The 16652-nt window shown below is 41.9% G+C and carries 12 protein-coding genes; 11 read left to right on the top strand and 1 reads right to left on the bottom strand.

Going from position 1 to position 16652, the window contains the following annotated elements:
• The first annotated feature begins 587 nt into the window (after positions 1 to 587).
• The 7 genes from E3D81_RS13935 (at position 588) to E3D81_RS13905 (ending at position 8975) form a co-directional block, all read left to right on the top strand.
• Positions 588 to 1712, top strand: a complete 1125-nt coding sequence (locus E3D81_RS13935; protein WP_134777851.1) for a lipid II:glycine glycyltransferase FemX — start codon at positions 588 to 590, stop codon at positions 1710 to 1712.
• A gap of 50 nt (positions 1713 to 1762) precedes the next feature.
• Positions 1763 to 2122 carry an S-adenosylmethionine decarboxylase family protein gene (locus tag E3D81_RS13930; protein WP_134777850.1) on the top strand — a complete coding sequence of 120 codons (360 nt, stop codon included), beginning with the start codon at positions 1763 to 1765 and terminating at the stop codon, positions 2120 to 2122.
• A 3-nt stretch (positions 2123 to 2125) separates the two neighbouring features.
• Positions 2126 to 3520 (top strand): DUF4178 domain-containing protein, encoded by a 1395-nt coding sequence (locus tag E3D81_RS13925; RefSeq protein WP_134777849.1) that lies wholly within the window; start codon positions 2126 to 2128, stop codon positions 3518 to 3520.
• Positions 3521 to 3530: 10 nt separating this feature from the next.
• Entirely contained in the window at positions 3531 to 3749 is a 219-nt protein-coding gene (locus E3D81_RS13920; protein WP_099366128.1) for a DUF350 domain-containing protein, read from the top strand.
• Positions 3742 to 5256 carry a polyamine aminopropyltransferase gene (locus tag E3D81_RS13915; RefSeq protein ID WP_134777848.1) on the top strand — a complete coding sequence of 505 codons (1515 nt, stop codon included), beginning with the start codon at positions 3742 to 3744 and terminating at the stop codon, positions 5254 to 5256. Before E3D81_RS13920 ends, E3D81_RS13915 begins: the two co-directional genes overlap by 8 nt.
• Positions 5234 to 6850 carry an NAD(P)/FAD-dependent oxidoreductase gene (locus E3D81_RS13910; RefSeq protein WP_134777847.1) on the top strand — a complete coding sequence of 539 codons (1617 nt, stop codon included), beginning with the start codon at positions 5234 to 5236 and terminating at the stop codon, positions 6848 to 6850. The genes E3D81_RS13915 and E3D81_RS13910 overlap by 23 nt, the downstream gene beginning before the upstream one ends.
• A 67-nt stretch (positions 6851 to 6917) precedes the next feature.
• A complete protein-coding gene (locus E3D81_RS13905; protein WP_134777846.1) occupies positions 6918 to 8975 on the top strand; it encodes a M48 family metallopeptidase in 2058 nt (685 codons plus the stop codon).
• 174 nt (positions 8976 to 9149) lie between these two features.
• Here the strand turns inward: E3D81_RS13905 and E3D81_RS13900 are convergent, their stop codons facing one another.
• A complete protein-coding gene (locus E3D81_RS13900; protein WP_134777845.1) occupies positions 9150 to 9374 on the bottom strand; it encodes a hypothetical protein in 225 nt (74 codons plus the stop codon).
• 227 nt (positions 9375 to 9601) lie between these two features.
• On the opposite strand from E3D81_RS13900, the gene E3D81_RS13895 reads away from it, so the two are divergent.
• From E3D81_RS13895 to prpC, 4 genes are all read left to right on the top strand, one after another.
• Positions 9602 to 12514 (top strand): SusC/RagA family TonB-linked outer membrane protein, encoded by a 2913-nt coding sequence (locus E3D81_RS13895; RefSeq protein ID WP_134777844.1) that lies wholly within the window; start codon positions 9602 to 9604, stop codon positions 12512 to 12514.
• A gap of 20 nt (positions 12515 to 12534) precedes the next feature.
• A complete protein-coding gene (locus E3D81_RS13890) occupies positions 12535 to 14130 on the top strand; it encodes a RagB/SusD family nutrient uptake outer membrane protein (RefSeq protein ID WP_099366133.1) in 1596 nt (531 codons plus the stop codon).
• Positions 14131 to 14599: 469 nt separating this feature from the next.
• A complete protein-coding gene (gene prpB / locus E3D81_RS13885; protein WP_134777843.1) occupies positions 14600 to 15478 on the top strand; it encodes a methylisocitrate lyase in 879 nt (292 codons plus the stop codon).
• A gap of 1 nt (position 15479) precedes the next feature.
• A complete protein-coding gene (gene prpC, locus E3D81_RS13880) occupies positions 15480 to 16631 on the top strand; it encodes a 2-methylcitrate synthase (protein WP_134777842.1) in 1152 nt (383 codons plus the stop codon).
• The last annotated feature ends 21 nt before the right edge of the window (positions 16632 to 16652 follow it).

The raw sequence follows: 16652 nt of genomic DNA, 5'->3' as shown, positions 1-16652 counted from the left end.
ACGGATCCTTTACTTTTTCCCTTTCGGGTTTCGTCTTATGCGCAGATGTACATGCACAAAAAATGCACGAGATCAATAATAGGCAGTGTAATTTCACAGGGTTTGGTATTTGCAGAGCAAAATAGACAATTTTTTCTAATAATAAAGGCCTGAACTGGAGTTCAGGCCTTAGATCACACTATTATATACACAAGTTAAAAGAAGATGGAGCCATCTTCTCACCCAACAAATGTCAACTTTTATAATTCTTTAACGAACGATATTCGCGAAAGTTTCAATTAAATAAATATTAATACAGCGAATTAATAACTAGCACTCAAAGCTAAATAAAAAATTGAGTTATTCTTAATACCTCCAGCTTTTATTAGCTTGTTTTGTGGTGCTAAAGCTACAAATTAGCCTATATATGTCATAACAAATTTGAAATATAATCTTTAAACGAACATTCCTTAATTTTAGTATTCTTTTTTTTTACTATCATCTAACCTGTAATTTTATTAATTGTGATTACATCTATTTTCTTTTAACCCAATTATGACAAATAAAAACCCTTTATTTAAAGTTTATGGCTATGTTTGCCCGCAATCATGATTGCAGATTTAGAAGACAAGGCGATTAAGGAAATCTATAATACGTCTATTATCCAACAGACAGCTTATTGGTCGGAGGTCAAAAGACTTCAGGGGGTCAATTCTATGGCCTTTAATTTCAAGGTGAAGAATTCGGAACTTTTCGCTGGCTCCGAGGATGATGCCTATTTCATCGGCGATCTATTGATCATCTTGCAGGCTGTTGATCAGGAGCATTGTATTGCTTATGTGCCTTACGGTCCGGAAATAGAACCTTCCGAAGAAAACCAAGGATACTTTCTGGAACAATTATCCGAAACACTGAGGCATTTCCTTCCCAAAAACTGCATCATGATCCGCTACGACCTATCTTGGGAGTCACTATGGGCGAAAGAAGAAGACTGCTATGATATTCATGGCAATTGGATCGGTGTTCCCGAAAAAAGGATCCAAGAACTTCGTTTCAACTTCAATACCGAACATTGGAACCTCCGAAAAGCCAATACCGATATCCTGCCATCCAATACGATCTTTATGGATCTCAATCAGGATGAGGATCATTTATTGGGAATGATGAAGCCAAAAACCCGATACAACATCAACCTTTCTGGCCGTAAAGGAGTAAAAGTAAAATCCCTAGGACTGGAAAGCTTGGATATCTGGTATGAACTATACCGACAAACCGCCAAAAGGAATAATTTCTTCCTCCATGATATCAATTATTTCCGCATAGTACTATCTGCCCGGGCTAATGATACGCAATCCCCTGCCGATGTGTATCTTTTATTGGCCGAGGTGGATGAACTTCCTTTGGCTGCGATGTTTCTCGTCGTATCCAAGAATCGGGGAACCTACCTTTACGGTGCTTCAGCTACCGAAAACAGAAATTACATGGCAACCTACGCCCTGCAATGGAAAGCCATGCAGTTGGCCAAGGAAAAAGGCTGTACAGAATACGATTTCTTCGGGATTTCGCCACAGGCCGATCCTTCGCATCCCATGTATGGATTATTCCGCTTTAAAAGCGGTTTCGGCGGACAGATCTATCACCGCATGGGCTGTTGGGACTATCCCCTCGATAAAGAGAAGTACAGCTATTATGCTTCCATGGAATTTAAGAACCAAAGCTATCATTTAAGTTAGGGAATCCTTAAAAATTGTGTATATTCGAGCCTAATTATTAGCCAAAATTAATGCTTAACGAATACAGGCCCGGAAAACATCTATTACTTACCCTACAGGTTTCTAATCTGGAATTACTGACTTCTTTGGAGCAGTTCCAATCCTTCAGCCAATCCTTATTGATTGAAGAAGATCTACAGGTAGTAGGTTTATCCTCTCATGTGTTTGATGGGAACGGATTTACGGCGGCCATTTGTTTGATGGAATCCCACATCTGTGTACACACTTGGCCGGAATTCCATCAATTAACCCTTGATATTTACCTATGTAATTACCTGAAAGACAATTCACAAAAGGTAATAGCCATTGGAGAAAAATATAAAGCATATTTTGAGGCTACGGTTTTGAACGAAACTTTGGTAAATCGCTAAGCTATGCAGATCAGCTGTTCCAAATGCCAACATAAACAGAATTTTAAGGTAGAAGTGTCCGAATTTCAGGGTTACGTCTGCCCGAATTGCCATGCCTATTTTAAAGGTACCGATCCGGATAAGTGGGTTTTTCAAAAAAAACTGAATCCTGGAAAGGATGTGCTATGGCCAATACTTGGGGAATTCATTAATTTCCAAGGCAATCATTATCAGATCATCACCAAAATCCGCCGTGCCGGTGTTTTAGGAAAATCCAACGAATATGTCGGATTATCTACGGATGATGAGGAACTGTACCTGGCCGATGGAGATGAGTATGCCTGTTTTCTGGAGCCGATTTCCGAGGATAAAATCGACCGAAAATCTGAAAAACGCATTAAATACGATGGCAATTATAATCGGGAAGAAGGCGGAACGCAAAATGTGATCTATGCGGAAGGTTTTGTTTTTGAAGATCTCGATGCCACCTCCTCTTACATTACCTATGCGCATACCTTGAATGAGGACAAGTTTATTTCGGAAGAAATATTCCAAGGGAAGAGGGAATATTATGCTGGAAAGTACCTAGACGGTCCTAAATATTACTCCATGTTTGAGAAGTACAGGGAGTTCGAAGAGAAAAAGAAACACATCAATTCCAAGCTCTTAGGGGCTTTATTACCATTTCTACTTATTCCAGGCATATTATTTTATTTTTTATATTATAATCAGCTCAGTAAACAGACCTTAACTTTCAATGAAACCTTTACCAGTGAAAACCTGGCAAACAGCTTTGTTTCCACGCCATTTGAATTGAAAGGAAATACCAAAAAACAGTTGGTTATGGACGGATTCTCCATCTCTTCGGTACCGAATTTGGTGATCCAGGTCAACTTAGTGAACAAAAAGACCAATCAGGTCAGCCAAGTTAGACCATACGTGCATAAATTCAATCCTTCGAATCAGGCTAATGCCTTGAATATTGATTTTTGTAGGGTGGAACCGGGACAATACCATTTGGTATTTGAAACCTCAATGACCGGATCGCCTAATCAAGCGGTTAAATTAGAGGAACAGATCAAACTGAAATATGGTGGGGTCAGTTATACGCCTTTGATATTTACCTATGCAGCCACGGTGATGATCTTTATTTTCTTTTTCATCAATTTTAACCAACCGGATAAAATTGCGGAACTAAGTAAACGAGGAGATTTTTCAGGTTGGTACATGATCAAACAAGATGGATTATTGATCCTGTTTTTCTTTGTTTGTCTGGCTCTACCTGCCTATAAATACTATGAGGACAACATGAAAAGCTGTAGTGCAGATTTAGAAGTGCAAGCACAGGTTGACCATACCCGTACAGGAAACAGAATAATATACACTAGATCGCCACTGGTGAGTGGTAGTCATAAATAAGCAAAAGCATATGAATTACGATTATTTTTTCAAAGGTATTGCTGCCTCGGTTATTTATTCCCTTATCGGAATAGTGATCCTGTTATTGGCTTATCTATTGATCGAGAAATTGACGCCGGAAAAGTCCTGGCAGGAGATTGTCAAAAACCATAATGTAGCCTTGGCAATCGTTTTTGCCAGCTTTATTTTAGGCATCTCCATTATTATCGCAGCCTCAATTCATGGATAGAAAGAAAAATCTTTCCATCTTCCTTTTATTAGCTGTATTCATCATCGCCATTTGTGGATTGGTCTACGAGTTGGTGGCTGGTGCATTGGCCAGTTATCTATTGGGAGATTCGGTAAAGCAATTCTCTTTCATCATCGGTACTTACCTCTTTTCAATGGGGGTTGGTTCCTATCTCGCCAAATTTATCCATAAGAACCTGTTCGATCGATTCATCGAGATCGAACTCTTGATAGGTATCATTGGCGGCACAAGTTCCGTCCTTTTATTCCTTCTATTTCAACAGGTTGAACATTTCCAGTTTATTTTATACTTTATTGTATTTCTAACAGGTTGCCTCTGTGGAATGGAAATCCCTTTGTTGATGAACATCCTCAAGGACAGGGTGCAATTCAAGGATTTGGTCTCCAATGTTTTCGCTTTTGATTACATCGGTGCATTGATCGCTTCGGTTTTATTCCCGATCCTGCTGATCCCAAAATTAGGGGTAATGGGTACTTCCCTCTTGTTCGGAATCATCAATATCTGTGTAGGGGTTTTCCTTGCCTTTTACCTGAGCAAGTTCCTGAAAAGGCCTACCTGGATAAAGATTAAGGCTATACTATGTTTGGTATTCCTTGTAGTTGTCTTCTATTACTCCGATCGGCTCCTAGCCTATTCGGAGAACCAGCTATATGGAAACAACGTCATCTACAAGCATTCGACGACCTATCAGCGTATTGTACTGACCTCCTCCAAAGGAAATTACCAGCTGTTTCTGAACAACAACCTTCAGTTCAACACCAAGGATGAGTATAGGTACCATGAATGCCTGGTGCATCCCGCCATGTCGGTTGCCAAAACACCGAAACGTGTGCTTATCTTAGGGGGTGGCGATGGTTTGGCCGCCAGGGAAATCCTGAAATACCCTATGGTAGAACATATTACCTTGGTCGACCTGGACGAAGGGATGACCAAACTGTTTCAGACTAATGAAATTCTTCGTCAGCATAATCAGGATGCATTGAACAGCCCTAAGGTAAGGGTCGTAAATGAAGATGCATTTATCTGGATAAAGGACCATCAGGAGCAATATGATGTCATCATCATCGATTTTCCGGATCCTTCCAACTACAGCTTAGGCAAATTGTACACCAATGCTTTTTACAAGCGCTTACGGTTTCTGATGCATGAGCAAAGCATTATTGCCGTGCAAACCACATCACCCTATTATGCGCCAAAAGCCTATTGGTGCATTCATGAAACCATTGCTTCTATTTTTCCGAACCCACAGGCTTACCATGCTTATGTGCCTTCCTTCGGCGAATGGGGCTTCTGTTTATTCTCCCCAGATAAAAACGTAGATTTCCAACAGGTGAACCATAAGGTGGACAACCTGCGTTTCTATGACTACAATTTCTCCAAACTCACGGACTTTGCAACAGATATGCAAAAAATACCGGTGGAGATCAATCGTTTGGACAATCAGATTTTAGTGCGGTATTTTGATGAAGAGTGGAGCAAGATATAAGTGGAACAGGCGTCATTTCCTGAAAGCAAGCCTTTTATTGGGTCTTGGCACTACTTTCCTGCAAGCCTGTAAAAGAAAGGCAAACCATATCTTATTAAAACTTACCGGCACCAACCACATCTTAGGGCATCGCTTATGGCTACCCGACTTCCCCCCTGTTTCTGAAAAGATTGAAATCCCTGTATTGATTCTTGGAGGTGGTATCGCAGGCTTATCTGCTGCATATCAATTCCATGAAAAGGGCTTCCAGGACTTTCTCTTATTGGAAATGGAAGATGAAGTGGGTGGCAACTCCAAATCAGGGTCAAATTCCTACAGTAAACATCCACTGGGCGCTCATTACCTGCCCATACCCAACGCCTCCAACAAAGAAATTTACCAATTTTTAGAAAAGTCAAAGATCGTTAAGGGTTGGACAGAAAATGGTGAGCCAATATTTGATGAAGAACAGCTGTCCTTTGACCCGATGCATAGGCTCTTTATCGACAATTATTGGCAGAATGGCATTGTTCCTGAATATGGGCTAGATGAGGAAGAATTGGCCGAAATGGAGCGTTTTCATAGCCTCATGAAGGATTTCACGGAAATGAAAGGTAGGGATGGAAAATATGTATTTGATATTCCAACACTTTTCGCATCAAACGATCATGATCTGGAGGATCTGGATAGCATCAGCATGGAAAAGTGGCTGCTGGATCAAGGTTTCAAAACAAAACCGGTATTTAGCTATGTGAATTACTGTTGCAGGGATGATTTCGGTACAGGCGTTAAACATACCTCAGCTTTTGCGGGAATACATTATTTTTCCAGTAGAAAGCATGATTATCTCGAAAATGAAGAAGCCGTATTAACATGGCAGGAAGGCAATGGAAGATTGGTGTCCTTATTGAAAAAATACGCGGAAGGTAAGATAAGGAACAATTGTTTAGCTTATAAAATAGAATGGGATGATAACAAAGTTCAAGTTCAGGTATACGACAGTAAAACCAATAAATCAACCCTTTATATAACTAATCAACTCATCAATTGTTGTCCGCAATTTGTGAACAAATACCTGATCCCTACACGGAAAACCTTAAGCGATAAATTTGCTTATGCACCATGGTTGATTGCCACGATTACGCTGAAAAGTTTCCCCGCTGCTTCGGGCGCGCCCTTATCCTGGGACAATGTGATCCATGAAGGAAAAGGCTTAGGCTATATCTTTGATCAGCATCAGAGCCTTGCCCAATATAAAGCACCTTATGTAATCAGTTATTACCATTCCCTGGACGCACAGGACCTTCGGAAAGAACGAAAGAAACTATTGGATTTTAACGAGGAACAATGGCGGGATTTCATTATTGAAGATCTCTCCAAAGCACATTATGGCATCGAGGAGGAAATATTGGATATGCGTATCCATCGTTTAGGCCATGGCATGATCAGCCCAGTTCCAGGGTTCATGATGAGTGAGGCCCGGAAGGAAATGGCCAAACCAATTGCCGACCGGATATACTTTGCACATTCTGACCTTTCCGGACTCTCCATATTCGAGGAAGCATTCTATAGAGGCTATTTAACGGCCAAAGAAATATTAACTAAATATTATTAATTAGGTTTTCTGAAAAATATATTCTTCATTTCGTCTATATTTATAAAACTAATCGAAATTACCTTTTATGCATATTCAGACCAGCCCGGCATTTCAGCGAAGCGTCAAAAAAACCCTTACTTCCATTCTCGTTTTCGTCATTGTCTATATGCTGCTTTTAATAGCCGCAATAGGACTAACCATTGCGCTCACCTATTTTGGTATCCATTTGATCATAGAAATACCCAATTTATATATCATTTTATTTGGTGCTGGATTAATCTTTGCCGGATTGACCATTCTGTTTTTTCTTATAAAATTCATCTTTTCCAAGAATCAAAACCATACGGAGGGCATGTTTGAGATTACTGCAGACATGCAACCTGAACTGTTCCAAATGATCCACGAGGTTGTACAGGAAGCTGGAACGGACTTCCCCAAAAAAGTATTTTTAACACAGGAAGTTAATGCCTCGGTTTTCTATAATTCCAGTTTTTGGAGCATGATCATTCCCGTTCGGAAAAACCTCCAAATCGGGATGGGCTTGATCAATGTACTTAGTAAACAGGAGTTAAAGGCCATTATTGCCCATGAATTTGGTCATTTCTCCCAACGGAGCATGAAGCTTGGCTCATACGTGTACCATGTGAACCAAGTGATCTTTAACATGCTGTATAACAATGAATCTTTTGATAGAACGATCAATAGGGTAACCGGTTGGAGTAATTCTTTAGTCATCACACTCTGGGGAGCGATTTATGCTATCCGTGGAATCCAATGGATCCTCAAAAAATTATACAATTTCATCAATAAGAATTACATGGCCTTATCCCGCGAGATGGAATTCCATGCGGATGAAGTGGCAGCCCATATTGCTGGGTCGGAAGCCTTTAGCAGCTCCCTGATGCGTTTAGATTTTGCTGACCATGCCTTTAATGAAGCGGTGCAGTTCTATTTTAATCGCTCCTCCGAAAGCTTGTTTCCTGATGATATTTATGCGGATCATCAGAACATGCTTCGCTTTTTAGCAAAAAAGAACAGTTATGAGATGAAGGATGGCATGCCGATGATCGATCTGGATAGTAATCTCAAATACGATAAATCTAAACTGAACTTCGAAAACCAATGGGCATCGCATCCGAGCACTGCCGACCGGGTGAAAAAGGTTAGGCAATTGAATATTGTTAAGGCGGTGGAAGAGGATAGCCCCGCGATGGATATGATCAAGGATAAGGATAAAGTGATCTCGGAAATATCAGATTTCCTATTTAAAAATTTGTTTTTGGAGGATGAAGGACCAAATGCAAACATACCTATTGTTAAATTGGGTGCGGATGAATTTATCCATAAATATGAATTGGCTTTTAACAAAAGAAGTTTTGATAAGGTATTCAATGAATATTACAACTTAGTAACCCCAGTGATTTCTGATTACGAAAAGATTGATCTAGATGGTAATATTCCAGAAAGATCTTATTTCTCGGATGAGGATACGGAGCTATCGTATGAATTGCAAGCCCTGCGTCAAGATATTGGCACTTTAAAATCTATTCAGGCTAAGGAAATTGGAGTAAAGACCTTTGATTATGATGGTATTAAATTTCATCGGAAAGCCATTCCTGAGTTATTGGAAAGATTGAAAAAGGAAGAAGTATCTAAAGCAGCTGAATTGGATGAATTGAATATGCAAATATTTAAACATTTCCATCATCTGGCAAAAAGCAAGAACATGGAGCAGGAGTTTTTGGAAGCTCATCTGCAATTGGCGGCTTATGATAAGATCTATGAAGATCAGATGAATTTTTATTACGAGCTGAACAATAAATTTAGCTATCTGAACCAAGTCTTGGATTATAATCAAATAGAAACCTTCTTTATTGAATTCAAGGTTTTAGAGTTGAGGCTGAAGAAAGAATTGAAGGAATTATTGGAATATCCAGGGTTTGAAAATGAACTGGATAAGAAGTATGTGGAAAATTTAAAAAAGTATATGGATAAGGAGTGGAAATATTTCATGGTCTCAGCTTATGTAGATGAAAATATAATGATCTTAAGAGAAGCCATGGAAGCCCTGCCTTATTTGATTTATCAACGATACTTCCTACAGAAAAAGAAAATATTAGCTATCCAAGCAGACCTAATGTAATTTCTGTCTTTGCATGGAGGCTTCCCGTCATTGCGAGGAGGTACGACGAAGCAATCTTCCCCCATGTCATCCTGAGCGAAGTCGAAGGATCTGTTCGTATACCACCGTACAGATGCTTCGACTACGCTCAGCATGACAACTCCCCGACCCATCCCGTTCACTCTCCAGCCTCCCTCACCCCTTACCGTCCCTTCCCCTTCCATTCCATCCCTTTCCCACTCTTCCATCCCCATCCTTACCCCTTACCTTTTCTCTCCAACCTCCATCCCTTCCCTTCCCTTCCATCCACTTCCCTTTCCTTCCCTTCCCTTCCCATCCCATCCTTCCCACCCCCCCCAATTGTAACATTTCCAACACAAAATTTACTCCTAAGGATAAACCCACCAACCCAAACGGCATTTTTTAATCACAAAATTAATTATTCTTACTATTTCTTTTCTTATCTATAAAATCTATACTTTCCCAAACTATTATAAACTTTATTTAACAACATTATTCAATCTTATTAAACATTATTAAACTAATTAATTGTATTTTCGGCGAGCAAAATCCTCAACATCTACCGGATTAAGCCTATGGAATTGAATTATTTAACTATCTATATAATCAATAACCAAAATCAGATCATGAAAAATATCTTTACAATGATGTTATTCATTGTCTTATGCGGCTCGTTGTCTTATGCCCAAGGGAATAAGACCATTACGGGTACCATTAAAGACAATCAAAATCGACCTGTGGTGAATGCAAGTGTCTTGGTCAAAGGAACCAACCTAGGTACTGCTTCCGATGCAGGCGGAAACTTCGAAATTCAAGTCCCAGCGACAGCTTCTGTCTTGATTTTCTCCGCAGTCGGCTATGATGACCAAGAGGTCAACATTGGCGACAAAAAAAACCTGAATGTCATTCTTGCCGAAAAAAACCTGGGCATCGATGAGGTCGTAGTCGTAGGTTATTCTACAGTCGACAAGAAACACTTGGCCTCCTCTGTTGCCCAAATGGACATGTCGCAGACCAAAACGCGTCCGATCATGAAAATGGAACAAGCCTTCAGCGGAACCATTCCAGGTGTGACCATGTTGCAGGGCAACAGCCTTCCAGGAAGCTCCCCAGGAAGTATTGCTATCCGCGGCGTGAGTACCTTGCAGAATGCAAGTCCTTTGGTCATTGTCGATGGAATGGAACAATCCTTAAGCGACATCGACCCGAACCAGATCAAGAGTCTAACGGTCCTAAAAGATGCGGCTTCTACCTCCATGTATGGTTCTAGAGGTGCCAATGGGGTAATCATCATTGAAACAGAACGCGGTACAACCGGACAATTCAAGGTGGACCTGAATGCTTGGGGATCGGTCGATAACCCAATCGACCTACCTACCTTTGTGAATGCCGCAGATTACATGCGTCTGAACAATGAAGCCAGATCTCTTCAAGGGCAAACCACCCTATACACCGCAGAGGATATCCAAAAAGCGGAAAGTGGCGAGACTAAAAGTGTAAATTGGTTGGACGAAGTGATGCAAAGCCGCGCCTATGCCCATAACCAATCGGCTAATATTTCCGGTGGTGGTGGTGTAGGAACATTTAACCTAATGCTAGGCCATATCCAGGAAAATGGATTGAACAACATTGAAGGAACACAAAAATTCTCCGCACGCTTCAATACCAACGTCAATATTGCAGACAAATTCGTGCTTCTTGCCGATTTCTATGCCCACCGTTTACAGGTAGATCGTTTGATGGCCAATGATGATGGCCATGGCCTATACCAGATCGCTTGGCGAATGAACCCTACGCAACAAGTATTTTTTGAAGGGACAGACCTTCCGAATCACTACATGTTGCACAACAACCTGAACCCGGTTGCTTCCATCAACCATGGTGGTATCAAAAACTACATGCACGACCGGAGTACGATCAACCTAAGACCAAAATATTACATCAATCCGAACTTGAACATTGAGGGTAATATTTCGTATATGATCAATAAATCGGCGAACAAATCTGTTCGTGAGACCTTTAAATTCTATGATGCAACCGGAAAACCGGCTACCATCTGGGCAAATTCGGTGACTGCCGATCAAGGTGTCAGCCAATCCCAAATCACGGCTAGAGCATTGGTAAACTATACCAAAGATCTTCGTGGAAACAAGGATAAACTGTACCTGACAGCTGGTTCAGAAATGATGAACTTCACCTACACCGATTACCGCGAGATCAATAAGGCATCTTTCTTCGGAAAGTTGAACTATTCCTTCGATGAACGTTATTTGCTGGAATTAACCGCACGTTCAGACGGTAGTAGTAAATTTGCGCCAGGACAGAAATGGGGTTTCTTCCCTTCTGCTGCCCTAGCTTGGAACCTGCATAACGAAAGTTTCATGAGCAGCCTTCGCGACAGCAAAACCTTGACCAACTTCAAGATCCGTGCATCATACGGTTTGATCGGTAATGAGAATGTGGATCCATACCTGTGGCAGGAAGTAGTGAATACCTGGGGATGGACCATGCGTGTGCCAAATCCATTATTCTCTTGGGAAAAACAAAAACAATGGAACGTAGGTGCAGACCTGACTTTATTGGACAACCGGTTGAATATTACAGCGGATGTATACGACAAATTCTCGTACGACCTGATCTATTCCGACTTCCCAGTACCTCCACTAACCGGATCGAACACCTTAACTTCGGCGGTAAACATTGGTGAGGTTAGAAATAAAGGGTATGAAATCTCGGCAAACTGGTCAGATAATATCGGGGATTTGAAATATACCATTGGTGGTATGTTCTTCGACAACAGCAACAAAGTTGAAAAGGCTGGATACAATAAAACCGACACCTTAATCTTCAAAAACACCAACGATAAAATCTGGTACAACGGAATTGCCATTGATAACTATTATGGCTATGAAACCGATGGTTACTTCCAGAATGAGGCGGAAATTGATGCCACAACAGCAAAATTACCGAATACCATTCCTGGAGACATCCGTTATAGAGATCAGAATGGTGATGGCATCATCAATGATGATGACCGTGTGGAACTGGGTGATCCATTCCCACATTTGAATTATTCAGTCAATCTAAACCTGAAATACAAACGTTGGGACTTTGCAGCCTTGGGACAAGGTGTTGGTCGCCGTACCTCCCGCATTGGCGGACAGGAAGGCTATCCGATCTACGTGGATAATGCATCGAATGCATTAGGTGCACCGCGCCAAGAATATGCAGACAACAGATGGACACCAGAAAATCCAAACTCCCGTTTTCCAAGGGTTTGGACCGGCGCAAGCACCAACACTTTCCTTAGTGATGTATGGTTGAGCGACGCGTCGTACTTCCGCATCAAGATGCTTCAATTGGGCTATACTTTCCCGAAATGGGGCAAAGCTTTCCAAAATGTACGCGTATATGTGAATGCACAGGATGCCTTTACCTTCACCAAATACGAGGGATTAGAGCCAGAACGTAACGGTGGAAATGGGAACTACCCACGCATGGCTACCTATAGTTTTGGTATCAGAGCCACTATCTTTTAATCAATAAACAGAGAAAGAAAATGAGAAAATCAATCATATATTTTGGTCTATTGGCAAGTATGTCCTTGGCCAGTTGTGAAAAATTCTTAGATAAAACAGATCCAACGGCAACTTCCTTTACTGAGTTCTTCAATACCGAGGAAGACCTTCGCCGTGTGGTGTACAGTAGTTATGTGGATGTGTTCACTTCGGTGGGTGCTCGCGGATTATTGTTCTATTTGGAAGATTCTAAATCGGACAATGCCTATAGCCGCATCGAAAATGACCATCACCAACGTATCGCCAATGGGAATATCAACGCCAATACCACCGCATTCTTGTATTACTATGAATTGCAGATGAAACATTTAGGCCGTCTGAATACCTTTATTGCGAACGTGGATGTTCCTTATGTGGAGGATGAAGCCGTTCGTACTAAATTCAAGAGTATCTTGGAAGCGCTGCGTGTTTGGCATTATTTCAAATTGACCAGCCGTTGGGCAAATGTTCCTTTCCACCTGGAGCCGGCCAACATGGAAACCGCCCTTCAACCTGCAAAAAGCAAGGAAGAAATTTTGGAAACCCTTTTCCCATTAGCGGAAGAAATTGCCTCCCGCCTACCGGAAAATGAATATACCTCAGATGCTTATATGTTCAATAAGTATTCGTTCAAGGCACTGACCATGCGTTATGCGTTGTATAACGGCAAATACGAACTGGCAGCCAAATTGGCCAAAGAGATCATCGAAAGCGGAAAATATCAGTTGCATGCGAACTATGCCGATCTGTTCAATTACAAAGCGGATAAGACCAACAAGGAGTTCATTATGAAATTCGATATGGAAAGTCATAATAATACGGCGACCAACTCTTTCCGCGACCTGGCACCACAATACCGTACCGGTAATGGACAATCCTATTCTGTTCCGACCAAATCCTTGGTGGATTCGTATTGGACCCTGCAAGGTAGACCAATCGACAATTGTCCATTGCATACGAAACAGGAATATGAACTGGATCCGAAATTAAATCGTGACCCACGTTTAAAAGCTAGTATTTTTGGCCAAGGAGATACGTTTTACGGCGATAAGATCGATATTTACAATACAGCAAGTTTATTCTATTTTGAGAACCAACGCTCCAGTAAATCTGGCTATTGGTTCAAGAAGTTTGTCGATGAAACCGATGCTTTTAAATCTGGTGGTAACATGCATTTCCCATTGTTAAGGTATGCAGAGGTTTTATTGACCTATGCCGAAGCACAGATCATGTTGGGACAAGTGGATGACCTGGCGAAAGATTGCATCAACCAGTTGAGAAAACGTGCTGGATTGGATATGACCGTGGCCGATGTGAAATTGGGCAGCAAAACCCAAGAGGAATGGGTAAACTTGATCCGTAACGAACGCAGAACGGAATTAGCTGGAGAAGGTATCCGCTATGATGATATCATCCGTTGGCGAATTGCGGAACAGGTGTTGAACCAACCCGCATTAGGACATACCCGTTTGGTGAATGGAAAAGTGGAAACTTTAAAGATCGAAGATCGAACTTTCCAACAGCATAATTATGTGTGGCCGTTCCATGAGAACAGCTTACGCGTAGAACCAGGATTGATTCAGAATCCAGGTTATTAATATTAAGAAGCCGTATCGATGTTGATACGGCTTTTTTTGTTAAATTAGATAATGTTGTTATTTTCCTATGGTAAAAGCTTGTTTTCGTATTAAAACCATGGTTTAAGCAACCTTAAAGCGGGTTTTAGTATACTTAGGTTACTAAATACATACTTTTACATTACTTTCACCCTGCTTTAAGAGCGAAGCAAAAACTCTCATAGCGAGGAGGCAAGCCATCCCGTCATTGCGAGGAGGCACGACGAAGCAATCTTCCCCCATGTCATCCTGAGCGAAGTCGAAGGATCTGTTCGTATACCACCATACCACCGTACAGATGCTTCGACTACGCTCAGCACGACAAGCTTTCTATTTTAATTCCTAAACCCATCAGATTTTCTTATCTTTAAAAAGGTCGCTGGACAGCAAAAGAAGATGAAGCTCCAACGTCCATAACCCTATTTATAAACTAAAAAAATCCCTCATCAGAATGAAGGAATCTGCTGGAAAAAAATTTAGAGAAGCTCTTCAAGCCGAATCACCCCTACAAATCGTAGGAACCATCAACGCCAACCATGCACTATTAGCAGAACAATCAGGATTCAAAGCCATTTACCTTTCGGGAGGTGGCGTAGCTGCAGGTTCACTGGGCATCCCAGACCTTGGCATTACCACCCTACAAGATGTCCTGATCGATGTAGAACGTATCACCAATGTCTGTAAAACTCCCTTATTGGTAGATATCGACACCGGTTTTGGACCATCCGCTTTCAATATCGCTCGTACCATCCAATCTCTCGAAAAAGCTGGCGCTGCCGGTATACATATGGAAGACCAGGTAGGCGCTAAACGTTGTGGGCATCGTCCCGGCAAGGAATTGGTCAGTTTGGACGAAATGGTAGACCGCATCCGCGCAGCGGTAGATGCTCGAAGCGATGCTGATTTTGTGATCGGTGCCCGAACCGACGCCATTGCTTCCGAAGGCATTGAAAATGCCCTGGCAAGAGCCAAAGCCTATGCGGAGGCTGGTGCGGATTTCATCTTTGCAGAAGCTGTCCGCTCCCTGGAAGACTATACACGCTTTCAGGAAGCTACCCAAATGCCCATATTAGCCAACATCACCGAATTTGGGCAAACGCCTTTGTTCACCGTGGAGGAACTTAAAGGCGCTAAGGTTTCCATGGTACTCTACCCACTATCTGCTTTCCGCGCAGCCAATAAGGCTGCCTTGAATGTGTACCAACATATCCGGAATGATGGTAGCCAGCAAGCTGTATTGGAAACCATGCAGACCCGTGAAGAACTTTATCAAAGTATTGACTATTATAATTACGAGAATCGTTTAGACCAATTGTTTAACAAGAAATGATATGAAAGAAACGAATGAATCAGGTTTTAAACCGAAAAAAAGCGTTGCCCTATCCGGGGTTCCTGCAGGAAACACCAGCCTTTGTACGGTAGGAAGAAGTGGAAACGACCTCCACTACCGCGGTTATGATATATTGGACCTAGCCGATCAGGCCAGTTTTGAAGAAGTGGCCTATCTACTGATCCATGGCAAATTGCCCAATGCAAAAGAATTGGAAAACTACGAGCATAAACTTGTACAGCAAAGGGGCCTGCCCCAAAAACTGAAAGAGGTTTTAAAATTGATTCCTGCATCTGCTCATCCGATGGACGTGCTGCGAACCTCCGTGTCTATGTTCGGCACATTGGAACCGGAACCTTTGGAACATGAGCCTTCAAAGACCCGCGAGATCATCGATCGCCTTATGGCCAGCATGGGTTCTGCCCTTTTATACTGGTACCATTACAGCCATCATCAAAAAGAAATTGAAGTAGAAACCACCGATAGGACCTTAGGAGGTCATTTTCTCCATCTATTGCATGGAAAAAAACCCTCTGAAGCTTGGGTACGGGCTATGCAAACTTCCTTGAACCTCTATGCCGAACATGAATTCAATGCTTCCACCTTTACGGCACGCGTAATTGCTGGAACCGGCTCCGATGTGTATGCAAGTATCGCCGGAGCGATCGGAGCGCTACGTGGACCAAAACATGGAGGTGCCAATGAGGTAGCATTCGAGATCCAAAGCAGGTATAAGGATGCAGACGATGCGGAAAAGGATATCCGAGAGCGTTTGTCCAAAAAGGAGGTCATCATCGGCTTTGGACATCCGGTCTATACCATTTCAGACCCCCGCAATCAGGTCATCAAAAGAATCGCCAAGGAACTTTCAGAGGAATTGGGGGATATGAAATTATTCGATATTGCCGAACGCCTGGAAACCCTGATGTGGGACGAAAAGAAAATGTTCCCTAATCTGGACTGGTTCTCTGCGGTGGCCTATCACCTGATGGGAATCCCAACCGATATGTTCACCCCATTGTTCGTGATGTCGAGAATCTCCGGTTGGGGGGCACACATCATCGAACAACGTGAAGATGGCAAGATCATCCGCCCTAGCGCCAACTATACGGGCCCTGAAAACCAGAAATTCATCCCATTAAAAGACAGATAAAAATAAGTACATAACAATCAG

The sequence above is a fragment of the Sphingobacterium sp. CZ-2 genome (genome assembly GCF_004526235.1).
Lineage (GTDB): Bacteria > Bacteroidota > Bacteroidia > Sphingobacteriales > Sphingobacteriaceae > Sphingobacterium > Sphingobacterium tenebrionis.
This window is presented reverse-complemented; position numbering and strand designations above follow the sequence as displayed.

What these genes read in the sequence shown, in the direction of transcription:
- E3D81_RS13935 (WP_134777851.1), top strand. Translation starts at nt 588, where the DNA reads ATGATTGCAGATTTAGAAGACAAGGCGATTAAGGAAATCTATAATACG.
- E3D81_RS13930 (WP_134777850.1), top strand. Translation starts at nt 1,763, where the DNA reads ATGCTTAACGAATACAGGCCCGGAAAACATCTATTACTTACCCTACAG.
- E3D81_RS13925 (WP_134777849.1), top strand. Translation starts at nt 2,126, where the DNA reads ATGCAGATCAGCTGTTCCAAATGCCAACATAAACAGAATTTTAAGGTA.
- E3D81_RS13920 (WP_099366128.1), top strand. Translation starts at nt 3,531, where the DNA reads ATGAATTACGATTATTTTTTCAAAGGTATTGCTGCCTCGGTTATTTAT.
- E3D81_RS13915 (WP_134777848.1), top strand. Translation starts at nt 3,742, where the DNA reads ATGGATAGAAAGAAAAATCTTTCCATCTTCCTTTTATTAGCTGTATTC.
- E3D81_RS13910 (WP_134777847.1), top strand. Translation starts at nt 5,234, where the DNA reads ATGAAGAGTGGAGCAAGATATAAGTGGAACAGGCGTCATTTCCTGAAA.
- E3D81_RS13905 (WP_134777846.1), top strand. Translation starts at nt 6,918, where the DNA reads ATGCATATTCAGACCAGCCCGGCATTTCAGCGAAGCGTCAAAAAAACC.
- E3D81_RS13900 (WP_134777845.1), bottom strand. Translation starts at nt 9,374, where the DNA reads ATGCCGTTTGGGTTGGTGGGTTTATCCTTAGGAGTAAATTTTGTGTTG.
- E3D81_RS13895 (WP_134777844.1), top strand. Translation starts at nt 9,602, where the DNA reads ATGAAAAATATCTTTACAATGATGTTATTCATTGTCTTATGCGGCTCG.
- E3D81_RS13890 (WP_099366133.1), top strand. Translation starts at nt 12,535, where the DNA reads ATGAGAAAATCAATCATATATTTTGGTCTATTGGCAAGTATGTCCTTG.
- prpB (WP_134777843.1), top strand. Translation starts at nt 14,600, where the DNA reads ATGAAGGAATCTGCTGGAAAAAAATTTAGAGAAGCTCTTCAAGCCGAA.
- prpC (WP_134777842.1), top strand. Translation starts at nt 15,480, where the DNA reads ATGAAAGAAACGAATGAATCAGGTTTTAAACCGAAAAAAAGCGTTGCC.